Below are 18,577 nucleotides of genomic sequence, written 5' to 3'. Positions count from 1 at the left end.
TGTACTGAAAATGTAACTGGAAATTTTTCCTGACGGTGCTGGCAATGCGCGTATTTATCTTTTGCTTTTTCGTACTGTTGTCGGTATAAAACGCGGCGCGCGGCTCATATCCGTCATACTTCAAGTTGCATGTGCGTTGGCAATACTCGCCCAGTCACTTACTCCTGTAAGCGCCCGGGGATTCACTGCGTTGCCGCCTTCCCGCAACTCGATTTATTGAGGATAGACAAAAAAGCACACGACGTTTTCATCGTGTTGCCACTTCCAGCCGGGTTAAAACTTTAGCTTTGGCTTGTGGGTTCGTTCCGTCAGGAGCAACCGTGGAGGTGATACGAGATAATGAACCGTTGTATTCTGCTGAATCTGTCGCACCGTTCTGGTGTACATATGTCCCCCGCAATCTGCATCTTGCATACCTGCCGATGTTATACCCATCTCGGCGCTTCTCAGGACTCCAGGGCCGGCAACGGTCACTAAGAACTGAACAAGGGCGCTCTTGGTAAACAAGAGTTTTCTCGTGGTTTCGCCGAACCGTCAGCATTAAGTTCGGTTACGTGTTTACATTGATATGAAAAAGAAACCGGTCGCACAGTCGGAGCGTCAGCACTATCTGCTGGAAATTCTGCCTGTATTTGGGTTGTTATCGCGTCTTCGGATTGCGATAGTAGTCAACTGTTTTACACTTGTTAATAAAATTTGAGGTTCGCTATGTCTGACGACATTTCTTTGGGTTCGCCTTCGTCAGCAGGCGAACACGGTGTACTACGCTCCATGCAGGAGGTTGCAATGAGTTCCCAGGAAGCCAGCAAGATGCTGCGTACTTACAATATTGCCTGGTGGGGTAATAACTACTATGACGTCAATGAACTGGGCCACATCAGCGTGTGCCCGGATCCCGACGTACCAGAAGCGCGCGTTGACCTTGCTGAGTTGGTGAAAGCCCGTGAAGCGCAGGGCCAGCGTTTGCCTGCATTGTTCTGCTTCCCGCAGATCCTGCAACACCGTCTGCGTTCGATTAACGCCGCGTTTAAGCGCGCCCGTGAGTCTTACGGCTACAACGGTGACTATTTCCTCGTTTACCCGATCAAGGTTAACCAGCACCGTCGCGTGATTGAATCGCTGATCCACTCCGGCGAACCGCTGGGGCTGGAAGCCGGTTCTAAAGCTGAACTGATGGCCGTTCTGGCTCATGCCGGAATGACCCGCAGCGTGATCGTGTGTAACGGCTATAAAGACCGCGAATACATCCGCCTGGCGCTAATTGGCGAAAAGATGGGCCATAAGATCTATCTGGTCATCGAGAAGATGTCTGAAATCGCTATCGTGCTGGATGAAGCTGAACGACTGAATGTTGTTCCGCGTCTGGGCGTGCGTGCGCGTCTGGCGTCGCAAGGGTCCGGCAAATGGCAGTCCTCCGGCGGAGAGAAATCGAAATTCGGCCTGGCGGCAAACCAGGTGCTGCAACTGGTAGAAATGCTGCGCGAGCGCGGTCGTCTGGACAGTATTCAGTTGCTGCACTTCCACCTCGGCTCACAGATGGCGAACATTCGTGATATTGCCACCGGCGTACGTGAGTCGGCGCGTTTCTACGTTGAGCTGCACAAGCTTGGCGTAAATATCCAGTGCTTCGACGTGGGCGGTGGCCTGGGCGTGGACTACGAAGGTACCCGTTCGCAGTCTGACTGCTCCGTAAACTACGGCCTGAACGAATACGCGAACAACATCATCTGGGCCATTGGCGACGCCTGTGAAGAGCACGGTCTGCCGCACCCGACGGTAATTACCGAATCCGGTCGCGCTGTTACCGCGCATCATACCGTGCTGGTGTCTAACATTATCGGCGTTGAGCGTAGCGAGCATACCGAAGCAACGCCTCCGGCTGACGATGCGCCGCGTGCCCTGCAAAGCATGTGGGAAACCTGGCAAGAGATGCATGAGCCGGGAACCCGTCGTTCGCTGCGTGAATGGCTGCACGACAGCCAGATGGATCTGCACGATATTCACGTTGGGTATTCTTCAGGCACCTTTAGCCTGCAGGAACGCGCGTGGGCAGAACAGCTCTATCTGAACATGTGTCACGATGTGCAAAAACAACTCGACCCGAGCAACCGCGCGCACCGTCCGATTATCGACGAGTTGCAGGAGCGTATGGCGGATAAGATTTACGTCAACTTCTCGCTGTTCCAGTCGATGCCGGATGCGTGGGGGATCGATCAGCTGTTCCCGGTGATGCCGCTGGAAGGGCTGAACAAGGCTCCTGAGCGCCGTGCGGTGCTGCTGGATATCACCTGTGACTCTGATGGCGCTATCGACCACTATGTTGATGGTGACGGCATTGCGACCACCATGCCGATGCCGGAATACGACCCGGAGAACCCGCCGATGCTGGGCTTCTTTATGGTGGGTGCGTACCAGGAGATCCTTGGCAACATGCACAACCTGTTCGGTGATACTGAAGCGGTTGATGTGTTCGTCTTCCCTGACGGCAGCGTGGAAGTTGAGCTGTCTGACGAAGGGGATACCGTGGCGGATATGCTGCAATACGTGCAGTTGGATCCGAACACCCTGCTAACGCAGTTCCGTGACCAGGTGAAAAACACCGATCTGGATACCGAGTTGCAGCAGCAGTTCCTCGAAGAGTTTGAGGCAGGTCTGTACGGATATACCTATCTCGAAGACGAGTAATGCTGTTGGGGTTCGCTTGAACCTGAGCAAATTAACGGCGATAATTCGCCTATACAAGTAGTCACGTAAATCAATCCCTTCCTCGTCGGGCTTAACGACGCGGAGGGGATTTTTTTTCACCGATTTTAAAAGAGGTCAGTACATGAGCACCTTAGGTCATCAATACGACAACTCCCTGGTTTCTAACGCCTTTGGTTTTTTGCGTCTGCCGATGAACTTCATGCCGTACGACAGCGACGCCGATTGGGTGATCACCGGCGTACCGTTTGATATGGCAACGTCTGGCCGCGCGGGCGGTCGTCATGGTCCGGCTGCGATCCGTCAGGTTTCCACTAACCTGGCGTGGGAACACAATCGCTTCCCGTGGGACTTCGATATGCGCGAGCGCCTGAACGTGGTGGACTGCGGCGATCTGGTTTATGCGTTCGGTGATGCCCGTGAAATGAGTGAAAAACTGCAGGCGCATGCTGAGAAGTTGCTTTCTGCTGGTAAGCGCATGCTCTCTTTCGGCGGTGACCACTTCGTCACGCTGCCGCTCCTGCGCGCGCACGCTAAACACTTTGGTAAAATGGCGCTGGTGCACTTTGATGCCCACACCGACACCTACGCTAACGGCTGTGAATTCGACCACGGTACCATGTTCTACACTGCGCCGAACGAAGGTCTGATCGATCCGAATCACTCTGTGCAGATCGGTATTCGTACCGAGTTCGACAAAGATAACGGCTTTACCGTGCTGGATGCTTGCCAGGTGAACGATCGCGGCGTAGATGACATCATCGCCCAGGTTAAGCAGATTGTTGGTGATATGCCGGTGTATCTGACCTTTGATATCGACTGCCTCGATCCGGCGTTTGCTCCAGGAACCGGTACGCCCGTGATCGGCGGTCTGACTTCCGATCGCGCGATCAAGCTGGTACGTGGTCTGAAAGATCTGAATATCGTCGGGATGGATGTGGTGGAAGTAGCTCCGGCCTACGATCAGTCAGAGATCACCGCGCTGGCGGCGGCTACGCTGGCACTGGAAATGCTGTATATCCAGGCGGCGAAGAAAGGCGAATAACGGGTTTTGGACTATTTTGCCGGATGTCGCTGACGCTAGTCCGGCCTACATTATTGCTGAATTTGTAGGCCGGATAAGGCGTTCACGCCACCATCCGGCACTGTTCGAGGATTATTTTATCCCGTCTGCGCTCATGCGATCGCGAATGTGTTGCGCACGTTCTGCAGATGCCGGGTGATCGTCAAACATTGAGCTTTGGCGTCCTGCTTCCAGTTTAGCCAGTTTCTCAAAGCTGGTGGCCAGTCCTGCCGGATTGATCCCACGTTTGCGCAACAAATCATACGAGTAATCATCTGCTTCGGATTCCTGACGCTGGGAGAACTGCGAGTTCACCAGTTTCTCGCCAAGATCGCCCAATTGCGACTGTGACAGGCTGCCGACAATGCCGCCAGCGGAAGCCGCTGCTGCACGTACGGCGTTAGTGCCCAGCGCGACCTGCATGCCTTTTTTCACGTGACCCAGCGCGACGTGGCCCATTTCGTGGCCGATCACCGCTTCGACTTCGTTATCGGTCATCATGTCCATCAGGCCGCTGTACACGCGGATACAACCGTTCGCCATGGCAAAGGCATTCACATCTTTCGCCATATAGACTTTGTAGTTCACCGGCTGGCCGTTAATGTTGTCGCCAAGCGCGGCGGCGATTTTGCCAAGACGCGTTGTGTACTCGCTGCTGGCAGGGGCGATAGTAGCCTTGCTGTCCATATCTTTACAGGCCTGATCGCTCAGCGCTTTTACCTGAGTATCGCTCAGACTATAGGCCTGAAAAGCCTCTGCGCCAGAAGAAAGCAGTCCGTTTGAGTCCATGTTCTGGCAGCCGGTCAATGCCGCCGCCATGCTCGTAGCAAGCAGTAAAGCGCGAATTTTCATTTTTTCTCTTCCGCACAAAGTCAGGATTTTTCTAAAAAATGCGTCGTTTGCAGGTAAACCGACGCTCGGCCTTAGTATAAAGAAAAGAACATTCAGCGGGCGAGAAGATTGCGCAACTTGCGCGCATAATCCAGAGATTTCTGAAGCGGTAAAAGGATGCTCCATGTACATGACACGCGGCTTGGGTTACATTGTTGGCACTTTTTTCCGGCGTAGCCCAAAACGCGCTGTCGTCAAGTCGTTAAGGGCTCAGCCTTCATTATCCGATCTGGAGTCAAAATGTCCTCACGTAAAGAGCTTGCCAATGCTATTCGTGCGCTGAGCATGGACGCAGTACAGAAAGCCAAATCCGGTCACCCGGGTGCCCCGATGGGTATGGCTGACATTGCCGAAGTCCTGTGGCGTGATTTCCTGAACCACAACCCGACTAACCCGTCCTGGGCTGACCGTGACCGCTTCGTGCTGTCCAACGGCCACGGCTCCATGCTGATTTACAGCCTGCTGCACCTCACCGGCTACGATCTGCCGATGTCTGAGCTGCAGAACTTCCGTCAGCTGCATTCCAAAACGCCGGGTCATCCGGAAGTGGGTTACACCGCGGGTGTTGAAACCACTACCGGTCCTCTGGGTCAGGGCATTGCGAATGCTGTGGGTATGGCTATCGCCGAAAAAACGCTGGCGGCGCAGTTTAACCGTCCTGGTCACGACATCGTTGACCACTTCACCTATGCTTTCATGGGCGACGGCTGCATGATGGAAGGTATCTCTCACGAGGTATGTTCCCTGGCCGGTACGCTGAAGCTGGGTAAACTGGTAGCGTTCTACGATGACAACGGCATCTCTATCGATGGCCACGTTGAAGGCTGGTTCACCGATGACACCGCTAAGCGTTTCGAAGCCTACGGCTGGCACGTGGTTCGTGGCGTTGATGGTCACGATGCTGACGCGATTAAGCGCGCAGTTGAAGAAGCTCGCGCTGTGACCGACAAACCGTCCCTGCTGATGTGCAAAACCATCATCGGTTTCGGTTCCCCGAATAAAGCTGGTACCCACGACTCTCACGGTGCGCCGCTGGGTGATGCAGAAATCGCACTGACCCGCGAACAGCTGGGCTGGAAATACGCGCCGTTTGAAATTCCGTCTGAAATCTACGCGCAGTGGGATGCGAAAGAAGCAGGCCAGGCAAAAGAAGCTGCATGGAACGAGAAGTTCGCTGCTTATGCGAAAGCCTTCCCGCAGGAAGCCGCTGAATTCACCCGTCGTATGAAAGGTGAAATGCCGTCTGACTTCGACGCAAAAGCGAACGAGTTCATCGCTAAGCTGCAGGCTAACCCGGCGAAAATCGCCAGCCGTAAAGCGTCTCAGAACGCGATTGAAGCGTTTGGTCCTCTGCTGCCTGAATTCCTCGGTGGCTCCGCTGACCTGGCACCAAGTAACCTGACTCTGTGGTCTGGTTCTAAAGCTATCAACGAAGATACTGCCGGTAACTACATCCATTACGGTGTACGTGAATTCGGTATGACCGCTATCGCTAACGGTATCTCTCTGCACGGTGGTTTCCTACCGTACACCTCCACCTTCCTGATGTTTGTGGAATATGCCCGTAACGCGGTGCGTATGGCTGCGCTGATGAAACAGCGTCAGGTGATGGTCTATACCCACGACTCCATCGGTCTGGGCGAAGATGGCCCGACTCACCAGCCGGTAGAGCAGGTAGCTTCGCTGCGTGTGACCCCGAACATGAGCACCTGGCGTCCGTGTGACCAGGTTGAATCTGCCGTTGCATGGAAATACGGTGTAGAGCGTCAGGACGGTCCGACCGCGCTGATCCTCTCCCGCCAGAACCTGGCACAGCAGGAACGTACCGAAGAGCAGCTGGCGAACATCGCGCGCGGTGGTTACGTGCTGAAAGATTGCGCCGGTCAGCCGGAACTGATCTTCATCGCTACCGGTTCTGAAGTTGAGCTGGCTGTGGCTGCCTGGGACAAACTGACCGCTGAAGGCGTTAAAGCGCGCGTGGTTTCCATGCCGTCTACCGACGCGTTCGACAAACAGGATGCCGCTTATCGCGAGTCCGTACTGCCGAAAGCTGTTTCCGCACGTGTTGCAGTGGAAGCGGGTATCGCAGACTACTGGTTCAAATACGTGGGCCTGAACGGCGCTATCGTTGGTATGACTACCTTTGGTGAGTCTGCACCGGCTGAGCTGCTGTTTGAAGAGTTTGGCTTCACTGTCGACAACGTTGTCGCGAAAGCAAAAGAACTGCTGTAATTTTGATTACAGGTGAAAACGGGTCGCTTATGCGGCCCGTTTTTTTAAAGTAATTAAATTTATTTGGTCGTGTGCAACCCGAAAATGTAGATTTGCATCACAAATATGATATTTAGCGATGTTTTATATTTGCAACTTGAATCACATTATTTCTGTTGACTTTTATATTTCTTTTCTCAATTCATTGTTTTTAAAGGCATCACCAAAAAACATTCTGCGCTGTATGTAGTTTTCTCCTCGATTGATTTCATTTCGCCGTGCGCGTATTTTATTTTTAACGCTAACTCGTACCCTAAAAATAAAATAAGGAAAATGTATGCGGCTGATTGATTACTTTCCCGAATCATCTATCTCAATAAAAAATTCAGCAAAGAACTGGCAGGAGGCAATTGACTTTTCTATGTCATCCTTACTTGCCAACCATTATGTCAATTCAGATTATATTCAGGCCATTAAAGACTCAACGATTAACAATGGTCCTTATTATATTTTAGCACCCGGTGTCGCCATGCCGCACGCTCGACCGGAGTGTGGCGCGTTAAAAACCGGTATGTCATTAACGCTTCTCAAACAGGAAGTGAAATTTGCCGAAGATGATGAAGGTATCAGATTATTAATCGGATTGTCGGCGGCTAATGCTGATTCACACATTGGCGCTATTCAGGCCTTAAGCGAATTATTATGTGAAGAGGAAGCACTAACCGCTTTGTTAGCGGCTAAATCAGAAAAACAATTGGCGGATATTATCGCTCAAGCATAATTAACGGTTTCCTTTCAGGATATTATTATGGAAAACAAGTCTGCTCGTGCCAAAGTCCAGGCTTTTGGTGGGTTTTTGACTGCAATGGTCATTCCTAACATCGGCGCATTTATTGCCTGGGGTTTTATTACCGCATTATTTATTCCTACTGGTTGGATGCCGAATGAGCATTTCGCCAAAATTGTCGGTCCGATGATTACCTATTTACTGCCCGTCATGATTGGCTCCACAGGGGGACATCTGGTTGGCGGGAAACGCGGTGCGGTAATGGGGGGCATTGGTTCTATTGGCGTTATTGTGGGCGCGGATATCCCGATGTTCCTTGGCGCGATGGTAATGGGGCCGCTTGGCGGTTGGGTGATTAAGCATATCGACCGTCTGCTGGAAAAACGCATTCCTGCAGGCTTCGAGATGGTTATCAATAATTTCTCTCTTGGTATTGCGGGAATGCTCTTATGCTTGCTGGGGTTTGAAGTTATCGGCCCGGCGGTTCTCATTGCCAATAATTTCGTGAAGGAGTGTATTGAAGCGTTGGTTCATGCGGGCTATCTGCCGTTGCTATCCGTAATCAATGAGCCGGCAAAAATCCTCTTTCTGAACAATGCCATCGATCAGGGGGTGTATTATCCGCTGGGGATGCAGCAAGCTTCTGAAACGGGAAAATCGATTTTCTTCATGGTGGCATCTAACCCAGGGCCGGGATTAGGTTTGTTACTCGGCTTTGCTATCTTTGGCAAAGGGATGAGTAAAAAGTCTGCGCCAGGCGCCATGATTATCCACTTCCTCGGTGGTATTCATGAACTGTATTTCCCGTATGTGCTGATGAAGCCTCTGACCCTGATCGCGATGATTGCCGGGGGAATGACCGGGACGTGGGTATTCCACCTGCTGGACGGTGGGTTAGTTGCGGGGCCAAGCCCAGGATCCATATTCGCCTATCTGGCATTAACGCCGAAAGGTTCTTTCCTCGCGACCATTGCAGGAGTTACCGCGGGAACCGTTGTTACTTTTGTTATTACCTCTGTCATCCTGAAAATGGAAAAGAACGTTGAAACAGAAAGTGAAGATGACTTTGCTGAATCAGCCAGAACCGTCAAAGCGATGAAGCAGGAAGGGAAATTCTCTTATAAAAACATTAAACGCGTCGCTTTTGTCTGTGATGCAGGAATGGGTTCCAGTGCTATGGGGGCAACCACGTTTCGTAAGCGTCTGGAGAAAGCGGGATTGAATATTACTGTGACGCATTATGCTATCGAAAACGTTCCGCAAGATGCCGATATTATTGTCACCCATGCCAGTCTTGAAGGTCGTGTTAAACGTGTAAGTGAAAAGCCATTAGTGCTGATTAAGAACTATATTGGTGACCCATTGTTGGATGATTTATTTAAACGCATTACTGCGAACTAGCCTTCTTCTATTTTTGGAGTGAATATGAAAACGAAAGTTGCTGCCATATATGGCAAGCAGGATATTCGTATCCGCGAGTTTGAACTGCCTGCAATTACAGATAATGAATTGTTAGTAAGCGTAATATCCGATAGCGTTTGTTTGTCCACCTGGAAAGCAGCAGCATTGGGGAGCGATCATAAACGCGTACCGGACGATCTGGAAAACCATCCGGTGATTACCGGACATGAATGTGCAGGTATTATTGTTGAGGTGGGAAAAAACCTGACGGATAAATATAAGAAAGGTCAGCGTTTTGTGTTGCAACCCGCGATGGGATTGCCAAGTGGATATTCAGCGGGATACAGCTATGAATATTTTGGCGGCAATGCGACATATATGATTATCCCGGAAGTGGCGATTAACCTGGGATGCGTTTTGCCTTACCACGGCTCTTATTTTGCCGCCGCCTCATTGGCAGAACCGATGTGCTGTATTATTGGCGCGTATAACGCGAATTTTCACACCACGCCTTACGTTTATGAGCATCGCATGGGGATTAAGCCAGGGGGGAACATTGCGCTTCTGGCCTGCGCCGGGCCGATGGGTATTGGTGCAATAGATTATGCCATTAACGGGAATATTCAGCCGTCGCGCGTGGTGGTGGTCGACATTGACGAAGCACGACTGGCTCAGGCTAAAAAACTGTTGCCCGTTGAGCTGGCGGCAGAAAAGGGGATTGAGCTCATCTATGTGAATACTACTGGCATGGATTCTCCGACAGCGATGCTGCGAGCGTTAACTCATGACGCAGGTTTTGATGATGTTTTTGTGTATGCGGCAGTGCCTGCAGTTGTTGAGATGGCTGATGATTTACTCGCGGAAGATGGTTGCCTGAATTTTTTTGCCGGTCCTACGGACAGTAACTTCAAAGTGCCGTTTAATTTTTATAACGTGCACTACAACAGCACTCACGTTGTCGGGACATCCGGTGGTTCAACGGATGATATGAAAGAGGCCATTGCGCTCAGTGCAACTGGCCAACTGCAACCGTCGTTTATGGTGACGCACATTGGCGGCCTTGATGCAGTTCCGGAAACTGTTTTGAATTTACCGGCGATCCCCGGCGGTAAGAAGCTGATATATAACGGCGTTATCATGCCACTAACCGCCATTGCTGATTTTGCCGAGAAAGGGAAAACTGACCCATTATTCAAAGAACTGGCGCTACTGGTGGAGGAGACGCACGGTATCTGGAATGAAAAGGCAGAAAAATACCTTTTGGCACACTTTGGCGTTGATATCGGGGAGGCGGCGATATGATGTCGCTGGCATGGCCGCTATTTCGTATCACGGAGCAGGCTGCACTGGCAGCCTGGCCGCAAACCGGGTGCGGCGATAAAAACAAGATTGATGGTCTGGCTGTGACGGCAATGCGGGAAGCATTGAACAGTATTGCCATTCGCGGACGCATCGTTATTGGCGAAGGGGAGATTGATCAAGCCCCGATGCTGTGGATTGGTGAGGAAGTGGGAACCGGCACCGGACCTGAGGTAGATATCGCCGTTGATCCTATTGAAGGAACCCGAATGGTGGCTATGGGGCAAAGCAATGCGCTGGCCGTCATGGCGTTTGCCCCTCGCGGCAGTTTGTTACACGCTCCTGATATGTACATGAAAAAACTGGTTGTTAATCGGTTTGCGAAAGGGGCGATTAATCTGGCGCTGCCGTTGGCAGATAATCTGCGTAATGTGGCAGAGGCGTTGGGTAAACCGCTGGAGCGACTGCGGATGGTGACGCTGGATAAGCCGCGCCTTCAACCAGCGATTGCCGAGGCGACACGGCTTGGCGTCAAGGTCTTTGCTCTGTCCGACGGCGACGTGGCCGCCAGCGTGCTGGCCTGTATGCAGGAGAATCCTTATGATCTGATGTATACCATTGGCGGCGCGCCTGAAGGGGTTATTTCAGCTTGTGCGGTTAAAGCGCTGGGGGGCGATATGCAGGCTGAACTGATTGATTTTTGCGAAGCGAAAGGAAATAACGCAGATAATCGTCTGATTGCGGCACAGGAACATCAGCGCTGCGCGGAAATGGGCGTTGCGATCAACCGGATCTACGCGCTGGACGAACTGGTAGGGGGAAATAAGATCCTCTTCAGCGCGACAGGGGTCACGGGCGGCGATCTTGTGAAAGGGATCCAACAGGTTGCGAATGGTGTGCGCACGCAAACTTTACTGATCGGCGGCGCGGATCGAACGTGTAATATAATAGACTCTCTGCATTCATGGTGATTTATCGAGAAACGAATGACGACGCTGACAGAAGACGATGTGCTTGAGCAACTGGATGCTCAAAATAATTTACTCTCGTTTATGACGACGGCACATAACATTTTGCTCCAGGGCATTAAGCGCTTTCTACCGTCGCTGTTCGTTAATAACGATGAAGAGATCGTGGAATATGCAGTGAAGCCGTTACTCGCCCAAAGTGGACCGCTTGACGATATCGACGTTGCGTTACGTCTGATTTATGCGTTGGGAAAAATGGATAAATGGCTTTATGCCGACATCACCCATTTCTCTCAGTTTTATCAGTACCTGAACGAGCAGGATAATATCCCCGGTTTTGCCGATGACATTACCTGGGATTTTGTCAGCAACGTGAACAGTATCACCCGTAACGCAACGCTCTACGGTGCGCTGGAGTCGATGAAATTTGCCGACTTTGCTGCGTGGTCCGAAGTGCGCTTTAGCGCAATGGTCAAGACGGCAATGACGCTGGCAGTGACGGCGATTTTAAAGGAATTAACGCCGTGAAAATCAAACTAACGGTGAATGGGCTACAGGTTGAAGCACATTACCGTGATGATGAGATAGAGAACGTCCACAAACCGTTATTACAACAGCTGGCAAAAATACACGCCACTCACCCGCAGCGACGAACAATCGTTTTTCTCAGCGCACCGCCTGGTACGGGTAAATCGACGCTGACCACCTTCTGGGAATATCTCTCCCGTCAGGATCCTGGCCTGCCGGAGATCCAGACGCTGCCGATGGATGGCTTCCATCACTACAACACCTGGCTGGATGCTCATAACCTGCGAGCATACAAAGGTGCGCCGGAAACCTTTGATGTGGATAAGCTTGCACAGAATCTACGTTTGATAAGGGAAGGGGAGGGCACCTGGCCTCAGTACGACCGGCAAAAACACGATCCGGTAGAAGCGGCCATAACAGTGACCGCGCCGATTGTGATTGTGGAAGGAAACTGGTTATTACGCGATGATGAAAGGTGGCGGGCGTTAGCTGAGTTTTGTGATTACTCGCTGTTTATTCGTGCACCTGCAAACGCGCTCCGTACACGACTGGTAGGCCGTAAACTGGCGGGCGGACTATCACAAGCTGACGCTGAGGCGTTTTATGAGCGTACCGACGGACCGAATGTTCGTCGGGTACTGGAAGCGAGTCTGCCTGGTGACCTGACGCTGGAGATGCTGGAATCTGGTGAATATCGGATTGCGTGAAGGCCAATTATTCCTGTTAAGCCGTAATGATTATTACGGCTTACTGGAATAATTTCCCCCGGTCTCAGCGGGAAAAATGTGATGTACGTCAGATAACTGTTTTCTTTGGCTGGACAATCATTCCTTTTATTCCGCGTTTCGCTTATTCTAGCTGAAGCGTTTCAGTCGATTAAATGTTCGACAATTAACCAATTAGTCGCAGTTTGCGACAGGTAAGGTTTCCCTGAGCGATTTGCTGCATTACTCTGTCTGCCACATCGTTTCTGAGAAATCCTTGCAGGAGACCTATGACCGTACGCGTAGCGATTAATGGTTTCGGTCGCATCGGACGCAACGTGGTTCGTGCTTTGTATGAATCCGGGCGTCGGGCGGAAATCACCGTGGTGGCAATCAACGAACTGGCGGATGCTGCAGGCATGGCGCATTTGTTGAAATATGACACCAGCCATGGACGTTTTGCCTGGGATGTTCGTCAGGAACGTGACCAGCTCATCGTTGGCGATGACGCGATCCGCATTCTGCATGAGCGAACGCTCGATGCGCTTCCCTGGCGCGAACTAAGTGTCGACGTTGTGCTGGATTGTACGGGGGTCTTCGGCAACCGCGAACACGGCGAGGCGCATATTGCCGCTGGTGCAAAAAAAGTGCTCTTTTCACATCCTGGTAGTCACGACATCGACGCAACCGTTGTGTATGGCGTTAATCAGGATCAGCTGCGCGCTGAACACCGGATCGTTTCCAACGCCTCCTGCACCACGAATTGCATAATACCCGTCATAAAATTGCTGGATGATGCTTACGGCATTGAGTCTGGTACCGTCACCACGATCCACTCAGCGATGCACGATCAGCAGGTTATTGATGCCTATCATCCTGACCTGCGTCGCACGCGAGCGGCCAGCCAGTCTATTATTCCGGTTGATACCAAACTGGCGGCGGGCATCACGCGAATTTTCCCGCAGTTTAACGATCGTTTTGAAGCGATTGCGGTGCGTGTACCGACCATAAATGTGACGGCGATCGACTTAAGCGTGACGGTGAAAAAACCAGTAAAAGCCAGTGAAGTCAACCAGTTGCTGCAAAAAGCAGCACAAGGTGCATTTCATGGTATAGTTGACTATACGGAATTACCGTTGGTCTCTGTAGATTTTAACCACGACCCGCACAGCGCCATCGTTGATGGTACGCAAACGCGCGTGAGTGGCGCTCACCTGATCAAAACGCTGGTCTGGTGTGATAATGAATGGGGCTTTGCTAACCGTATGCTCGACACAACGTTAGCGATGGCTGCTATTGGTTTCAGGCTCGACGCTTGAGCGTCGACAAAACTTTATGAATCAACGAGAGGATTCACCATGTCTGTAATTAAGATGACCGATCTGGATCTGGCTGGTAAACGCGTTTTTATCCGTGCGGACCTGAACGTACCAGTTAAAGAAGGGAAAGTAACCAGCGATGCGCGTATCCGTGCTTCCCTGCCGACCATCGAACTGGCCCTGAAACAGGGTGCTAAAGTGATGGTAACTTCCCACCTGGGTCGTCCTACCGAAGGCGAGTACAACGAAGAATTCTCTCTGCTGCCGGTTGTTAACTACCTGAAAGACAAACTGTCTGCTCCGGTTCGCCTGGTAAAAGATTACCTGGACGGCGTTGAAGTCGCTGCCGGTGAACTGGTTGTTCTGGAAAACGTTCGCTTCAACAAGGGCGAGAAGAAAGATGACGAAGCGCTGTCCAAAAAATACGCTGCGCTGTGCGACGTATTCGTAATGGACGCTTTCGGTACCGCTCACCGTGCGCAGGCTTCTACCCACGGTATCGGTAAATTCGCCGACGTAGCTTGCGCTGGTCCGCTGCTGGCTGCTGAGCTGGATGCGCTGGGTAAAGCGCTGAAAGAACCTGCTCGTCCGATGGTGGCTATCGTTGGTGGTTCTAAAGTTTCTACCAAACTGACCGTTCTGGACTCTCTGTCAAAAATCGCTGACCAGCTGATCGTTGGTGGTGGTATCGCGAACACCTTCGTTGCTGCTCAAGGCCACAACGTCGGCAAATCCCTGTACGAAGCTGACCTGGTTGATGAAGCTAAGCGTCTGTTGACGACTTGCGATATCCCGGTCCCGACTGACGTTCGCGTAGCGACAGAATTCTCTGAAACTGCACCGGCTACGCTTAAATCCGTTAGCGATGTAAAAGAAGACGAGCAGATCCTGGATATCGGCGACGCTTCTGCACAGCAGCTGGCTGACATTCTGAAGAATGCGAAAACCATTCTGTGGAACGGCCCGGTTGGCGTGTTCGAATTCCCGAACTTCCGCAAAGGTACTGAAATCGTTGCTAATGCTATCGCAGACAGCGAAGCATTCTCTATCGCAGGCGGCGGTGACACCCTGGCAGCAATCGACCTGTTCGGCATTGCTGACAAAATCTCCTACATCTCTACTGGCGGCGGCGCATTCCTCGAATTCGTGGAAGGCAAAGTACTGCCAGCAGTAGCCATGCTCGAAGAGCGTGCTAAAAAGTAAGACATTGATGGGCAGGGAAACCTGCCCAATTATTAGCGCGCTGTCGAGCGCGCCCCCTTTCCAAGGCCGAAGATACAGGACTCGCAACATGTCTAAAATTTTTGATTTCGTAAAACCAGGCGTAATCACTGGTGATGACGTACAGAAAGTTTTCCAGGTAGCTAAAGAAAACAACTTTGCTCTGCCAGCTGTTAACTGCGTTGGTACCGACTCCATCAACGCCGTTCTGGAAACCGCTGCAAAAGTTAAAGCGCCGGTCATCGTCCAGTTCTCCAACGGTGGTGCTTCTTTCATCGCGGGTAAAGGCGTGAAGTCTGACGTTCCTCAGGGCGCTGCAATCCTGGGTGCTATCTCTGGTGCGCATCACGTTCACCAGATGGCTGAACACTATGGTGTTCCGGTTATCCTGCACACTGACCACTGCGCGAAGAAACTGCTGCCGTGGATCGACGGTCTGCTGGACGCGGGTGAAAAACACTTCGCAGCAACGGGCAAACCGCTGTTCTCTTCTCACATGATCGACCTGTCTGAAGAGTCTCTGGAAGAGAACATCGAAATCTGCTCCAAATACCTGGCGCGCATGTCCAAAATGGGCATGACTCTGGAAATCGAACTGGGTTGCACCGGTGGTGAAGAAGACGGCGTGGACAACAGCCACATGGACGCTTCTGCACTGTACACCCAACCGGAAGACGTTGACTACGCATACACCGAGCTGAGCAAAATCAGCCCGCGTTTCACCATCGCAGCGTCCTTCGGTAACGTACACGGCGTTTACAAGCCGGGTAACGTAGTTCTGACCCCGACCATCCTGCGCGACTCTCAGGACTATGTTTCTAAGAAACATAACCTGCCGCATAACAGCCTGAACTTCGTCTTCCACGGTGGTTCCGGTTCTACTGCTCAGGAAATCAAAGACTCCGTAAGCTACGGCGTAGTGAAAATGAACATCGATACCGATACCCAATGGGCTACCTGGGAAGGCGTTCTGAACTACTACAAAGCAAACGAAGCTTACCTGCAGGGTCAGTTGGGCAACCCGAAAGGCGAAGATCAGCCGAACAAGAAATACTACGATCCGCGCGTATGGCTGCGTGCTGGTCAGGCAACTATGATCACCCGTCTGGAACAGGCTTTCAAAGAACTGAACGCGGTTGACGTTCTGTAATTTACGCCGTCCAACGTGACATGAGGCCCGCAAATGCGGGCCTTTTTTATTGCCATTTCAATGTGCTGCTGACAGAGAATTCTGTGATCTGTTTGGCAAAATCTGAGTTTATTGTTTACCCTTGTCAGGTTGCCAGTCCCGTTAGGGCGGCTTTATTTCTCCCGTTTGGGTAAGCAAAAAAGGAATATTGAATGGAAGATTTGAATGTTGTCGACAGCATAAACGGTGCGGGCACCTGGCTGGTCCGCAATCAGGAGCTACTGTTGAGCTATGCCGTCAACATCGTTGCGGCCATCGCGATTGTCATTATCGGTATGATCGTGGCGCGTATCGTATCAAACACCGTTAATCGCCTGATGCTGGCGCGTAAAATTGATGCCACCGTTGCCGACTTTCTTTCTGCACTGGTGCGCTACGGTATTATCGCTTTCACGCTGATTGCCGCGCTGGGTCGCGTTGGGGTGCAAACTGCCTCCGTGATCGCCGTTCTCGGTGCTGCAGGTTTAGCTGTCGGTCTGGCACTGCAAGGGTCGCTGTCCAACCTCGCCGCAGGCGTGCTTCTGGTGATGTTCCGTCCGTTCCGCGCGGGTGAATATGTAGACCTTGGCGGCGTTGCGGGAACCGTGCTTAACGTGCAGATTTTCTCCACAACTATGCGTACCGTAGACGGTAAGATTGTGGTGATCCCAAACGGTAAAATCATTGCCGGGAACATCATTAACTTCTCTCGCGAGCCGGTCCGTCGTAACGAATTTATTATCGGCGTGGCCTACGACTCCGATATCGATCAGGTGAAAAAAATCCTCACTGATATCATCCAGTCTGAAGATCGCATCCTAAAAGACCGTGAAATGACGGTACGCCTGAATGAGCTGGGCGCTTCCTCGATTAATTTCGTCGTACGCGTCTGGAGCAACAGCAGCGATCTGCAAAGCGTCTACTGGGATGTACTGGAGCGTATTAAGCGCGAGTTTGACGCCAACGGTATCAGCTTCCCGTACCCGCAGATGGATGTGAACTTTAAACGCGTGAAAGAAAACGCGACCGAGTAACTTCAGCTAAAAACGCCCGCCAGAGAGAGGCGGGCGTTGATTTATCTCGTCTTGTTAAGAATTGCGCTGACACCCTGCATCAGCTCGCCAACATCGTTTATTCCTTTACTTTCCTGTTGGGCAATCCATTCGGCCTGAACGTGCTGATAACCGGTAGCGGCTTGCCACGCATTCAGCTCGCTGTTGCTCAGGTAATGAACGTGTGCACCCTCTTTTGCCATCTTTTTCGCCATTGCGGTCAGGCTTGCGTCCTGCACTGCGCCAATACGTTTTTGCGTCATGGCGGCGGCCCGATTGATGGCTGCGCGATCTTTCACGTCCAGGCTATCCCAGACGTCTTTATTAATCACCAGAAGATAAACGTGTCCGAGCCAGAGCGAAGGGGAGAGCTGAATATAGGGGGCCGCCCGCTGGGCATGGATATCATCTCCGCTGTCGAGGTTAACCATCAGGCCGTCAAGCTGTCCGGTCTGAAGCGCATCGGTAATTTTTTCATTCCATGGCATGCTGACCGGCACGCCGCCCGCGTTGCGTAAAAATGATTGATGCCAAAAGCTGGCGGTCCGCCATTGGCTTGCATTCAGCTGTGCCAAATCGACGTTCGGCCTGGTAGTAAAAAATCCAACCGGATAGCCGAGGAAAAACTGAAGATTCACCAGATTGTTGTTTTCCAGCTCGCGACCAAACTGGCGATACTCGCGGAAAATCCGCTGAAAGGCGTTAACCTGCGCTTCACCACGGCCCGGTCCGAGGGGGAAGCTCTTAAAAATCTGGTGTCGCGGCAGTTGTTCGGGCGTGTACTCAGGGACCACGATCCCCATATCCGCCACGCTGCCCTGGCCGATCGTTTTTAAGGCGTCATAGCTGGTGGACAGCTCGCCGTTCCAGTGAGCGTCGATTTTCAAACGTCCAAGCGACTCTTGTTCGATCGCACGAAAAAAAGTCTCTTTTATGAGCCGGGTACGCATGTTGCCATATGGCTCGTGATCGGTATAGCGCAGCGTTCTGTCTGCGCTGGCGACAGTGGGCCACAAACTGGTAACTATCAGCGAGGCACAGAAGAGAAAAATGTTCGCGTTATGCTTCATACCCATTCCTTTGGTATAGACAGATTTATCTTTCAGCATACCCCGGGTAACGCACAATCGCTATTGTCAGAGACTGAATATGGAGGGGAGTGTGCACGGTATTATTAATAATGCTAATTACTGATTAATATTATCCATTTCCTCTAATGAATCCCGCGCAGTATAGTCTGCCCACAAGACAATTATGTGAGA

17 protein-coding genes are annotated in these 18,577 nt (G+C 51.7%); 15 read left to right on the top strand and 2 right to left on the bottom strand.

Features of this window, described 5'->3' with window-relative positions:
- The first annotated feature begins 339 nt into the window (after positions 1–339).
- From BZK42_RS29485 to speB, 4 genes are all read left to right on the top strand, one after another.
- Positions 340–477 carry a hypothetical protein gene (locus BZK42_RS29485; protein ID WP_269149342.1) on the top strand — a complete coding sequence of 46 codons (138 nt, stop codon included), beginning with the start codon at positions 340–342 and terminating at the stop codon, positions 475–477.
- Positions 478–568: 91 nt separating this feature from the next.
- Positions 569–700: an acid stress response protein YqgB gene (gene yqgB, locus BZK42_RS11810; RefSeq protein ID WP_049041971.1), complete on the top strand. Its 132-nt coding sequence runs from the start codon at positions 569–571 to the stop codon at positions 698–700.
- A gap of 8 nt (positions 701–708) precedes the next feature.
- Positions 709–2,685, top strand: a complete 1,977-nt coding sequence (speA, locus tag BZK42_RS11805; RefSeq protein WP_016154389.1) for a biosynthetic arginine decarboxylase — start codon at positions 709–711, stop codon at positions 2,683–2,685.
- A gap of 142 nt (positions 2,686–2,827) precedes the next feature.
- Entirely contained in the window at positions 2,828–3,748 is a 921-nt protein-coding gene (gene speB, locus BZK42_RS11800) for an agmatinase (protein ID WP_016154388.1), read from the top strand.
- 111 nt (positions 3,749–3,859) lie between these two features.
- On the opposite strand, the gene loiP is transcribed toward speB, so the two are convergent.
- Entirely contained in the window at positions 3,860–4,618 is a 759-nt protein-coding gene (gene loiP, locus BZK42_RS11795; RefSeq protein WP_016157437.1) for a metalloprotease LoiP, read from the bottom strand.
- A gap of 279 nt (positions 4,619–4,897) precedes the next feature.
- Between loiP and tkt the strand changes: the two genes are divergently transcribed.
- From tkt to BZK42_RS11740, 11 genes are all read left to right on the top strand, one after another.
- Positions 4,898–6,889, top strand: coding sequence for a transketolase (gene tkt, locus BZK42_RS11790; RefSeq protein ID WP_016154386.1), 1,992 nt, complete (start codon positions 4,898–4,900; stop codon positions 6,887–6,889).
- 316 nt (positions 6,890–7,205) lie between these two features.
- On the top strand, positions 7,206–7,649 hold the full coding sequence (cmtB, locus tag BZK42_RS11785) for a PTS mannitol transporter subunit IIA (RefSeq protein WP_016157436.1): 444 nt from the start codon (positions 7,206–7,208) through the stop codon (positions 7,647–7,649).
- Positions 7,650–7,676: 27 nt separating this feature from the next.
- Positions 7,677–9,056 (top strand): PTS mannitol transporter subunit IIBC, encoded by a 1,380-nt coding sequence (locus BZK42_RS11780; protein WP_016154384.1) that lies wholly within the window; start codon positions 7,677–7,679, stop codon positions 9,054–9,056.
- 24 nt (positions 9,057–9,080) lie between these two features.
- Positions 9,081–10,358, top strand: coding sequence for a zinc-binding dehydrogenase (locus BZK42_RS11775; protein WP_065554321.1), 1,278 nt, complete (start codon positions 9,081–9,083; stop codon positions 10,356–10,358).
- Positions 10,355–11,326, top strand: coding sequence for a class II fructose-bisphosphatase (gene glpX / locus BZK42_RS11770; RefSeq protein ID WP_019077647.1), 972 nt, complete (start codon positions 10,355–10,357; stop codon positions 11,324–11,326). The genes BZK42_RS11775 and glpX overlap by 4 nt, the downstream gene beginning before the upstream one ends.
- A 15-nt stretch (positions 11,327–11,341) precedes the next feature.
- Positions 11,342–11,851: an MltR family transcriptional regulator gene (locus BZK42_RS11765; protein WP_016154381.1), complete on the top strand. Its 510-nt coding sequence runs from the start codon at positions 11,342–11,344 to the stop codon at positions 11,849–11,851.
- Entirely contained in the window at positions 11,848–12,558 is a 711-nt protein-coding gene (locus BZK42_RS11760) for a nucleoside/nucleotide kinase family protein (RefSeq protein WP_016157432.1), read from the top strand. The genes BZK42_RS11765 and BZK42_RS11760 overlap by 4 nt, the downstream gene beginning before the upstream one ends.
- 287 nt (positions 12,559–12,845) lie before the next feature.
- Positions 12,846–13,874 carry an erythrose-4-phosphate dehydrogenase gene (epd, locus tag BZK42_RS11755; protein WP_016154379.1) on the top strand — a complete coding sequence of 343 codons (1,029 nt, stop codon included), beginning with the start codon at positions 12,846–12,848 and terminating at the stop codon, positions 13,872–13,874.
- A gap of 39 nt (positions 13,875–13,913) precedes the next feature.
- Complete coding sequence (gene pgk, locus BZK42_RS11750) at positions 13,914–15,077, top strand: phosphoglycerate kinase (protein WP_003027032.1); 1,164 nt, start codon at positions 13,914–13,916, stop codon at positions 15,075–15,077.
- Between the two features lie 88 nt (positions 15,078–15,165).
- Positions 15,166–16,245, top strand: coding sequence for a class II fructose-bisphosphate aldolase (gene fbaA, locus BZK42_RS11745; RefSeq protein WP_003027029.1), 1,080 nt, complete (start codon positions 15,166–15,168; stop codon positions 16,243–16,245).
- Between the two features lie 191 nt (positions 16,246–16,436).
- Entirely contained in the window at positions 16,437–17,297 is an 861-nt protein-coding gene (locus tag BZK42_RS11740; RefSeq protein WP_016154372.1) for a small-conductance mechanosensitive channel MscS, read from the top strand.
- A 41-nt stretch (positions 17,298–17,338) separates the two neighbouring features.
- On the opposite strand, the gene dctP is transcribed toward BZK42_RS11740, so the two are convergent.
- Complete coding sequence (gene dctP / locus BZK42_RS11735) at positions 17,339–18,385, bottom strand: TRAP transporter substrate-binding protein DctP (RefSeq protein ID WP_080859237.1); 1,047 nt, start codon at positions 18,383–18,385, stop codon at positions 17,339–17,341.
- Between the last annotated feature and the right edge of the window lie 192 nt (positions 18,386–18,577).

Source organism: Citrobacter braakii, assembly GCF_002075345.1.
Lineage (GTDB): Bacteria > Pseudomonadota > Gammaproteobacteria > Enterobacterales > Enterobacteriaceae > Citrobacter > Citrobacter braakii.
Note: the sequence above shows the minus strand (reverse complement) of the source record. Positions and strands in the feature narration are given on the sequence as shown.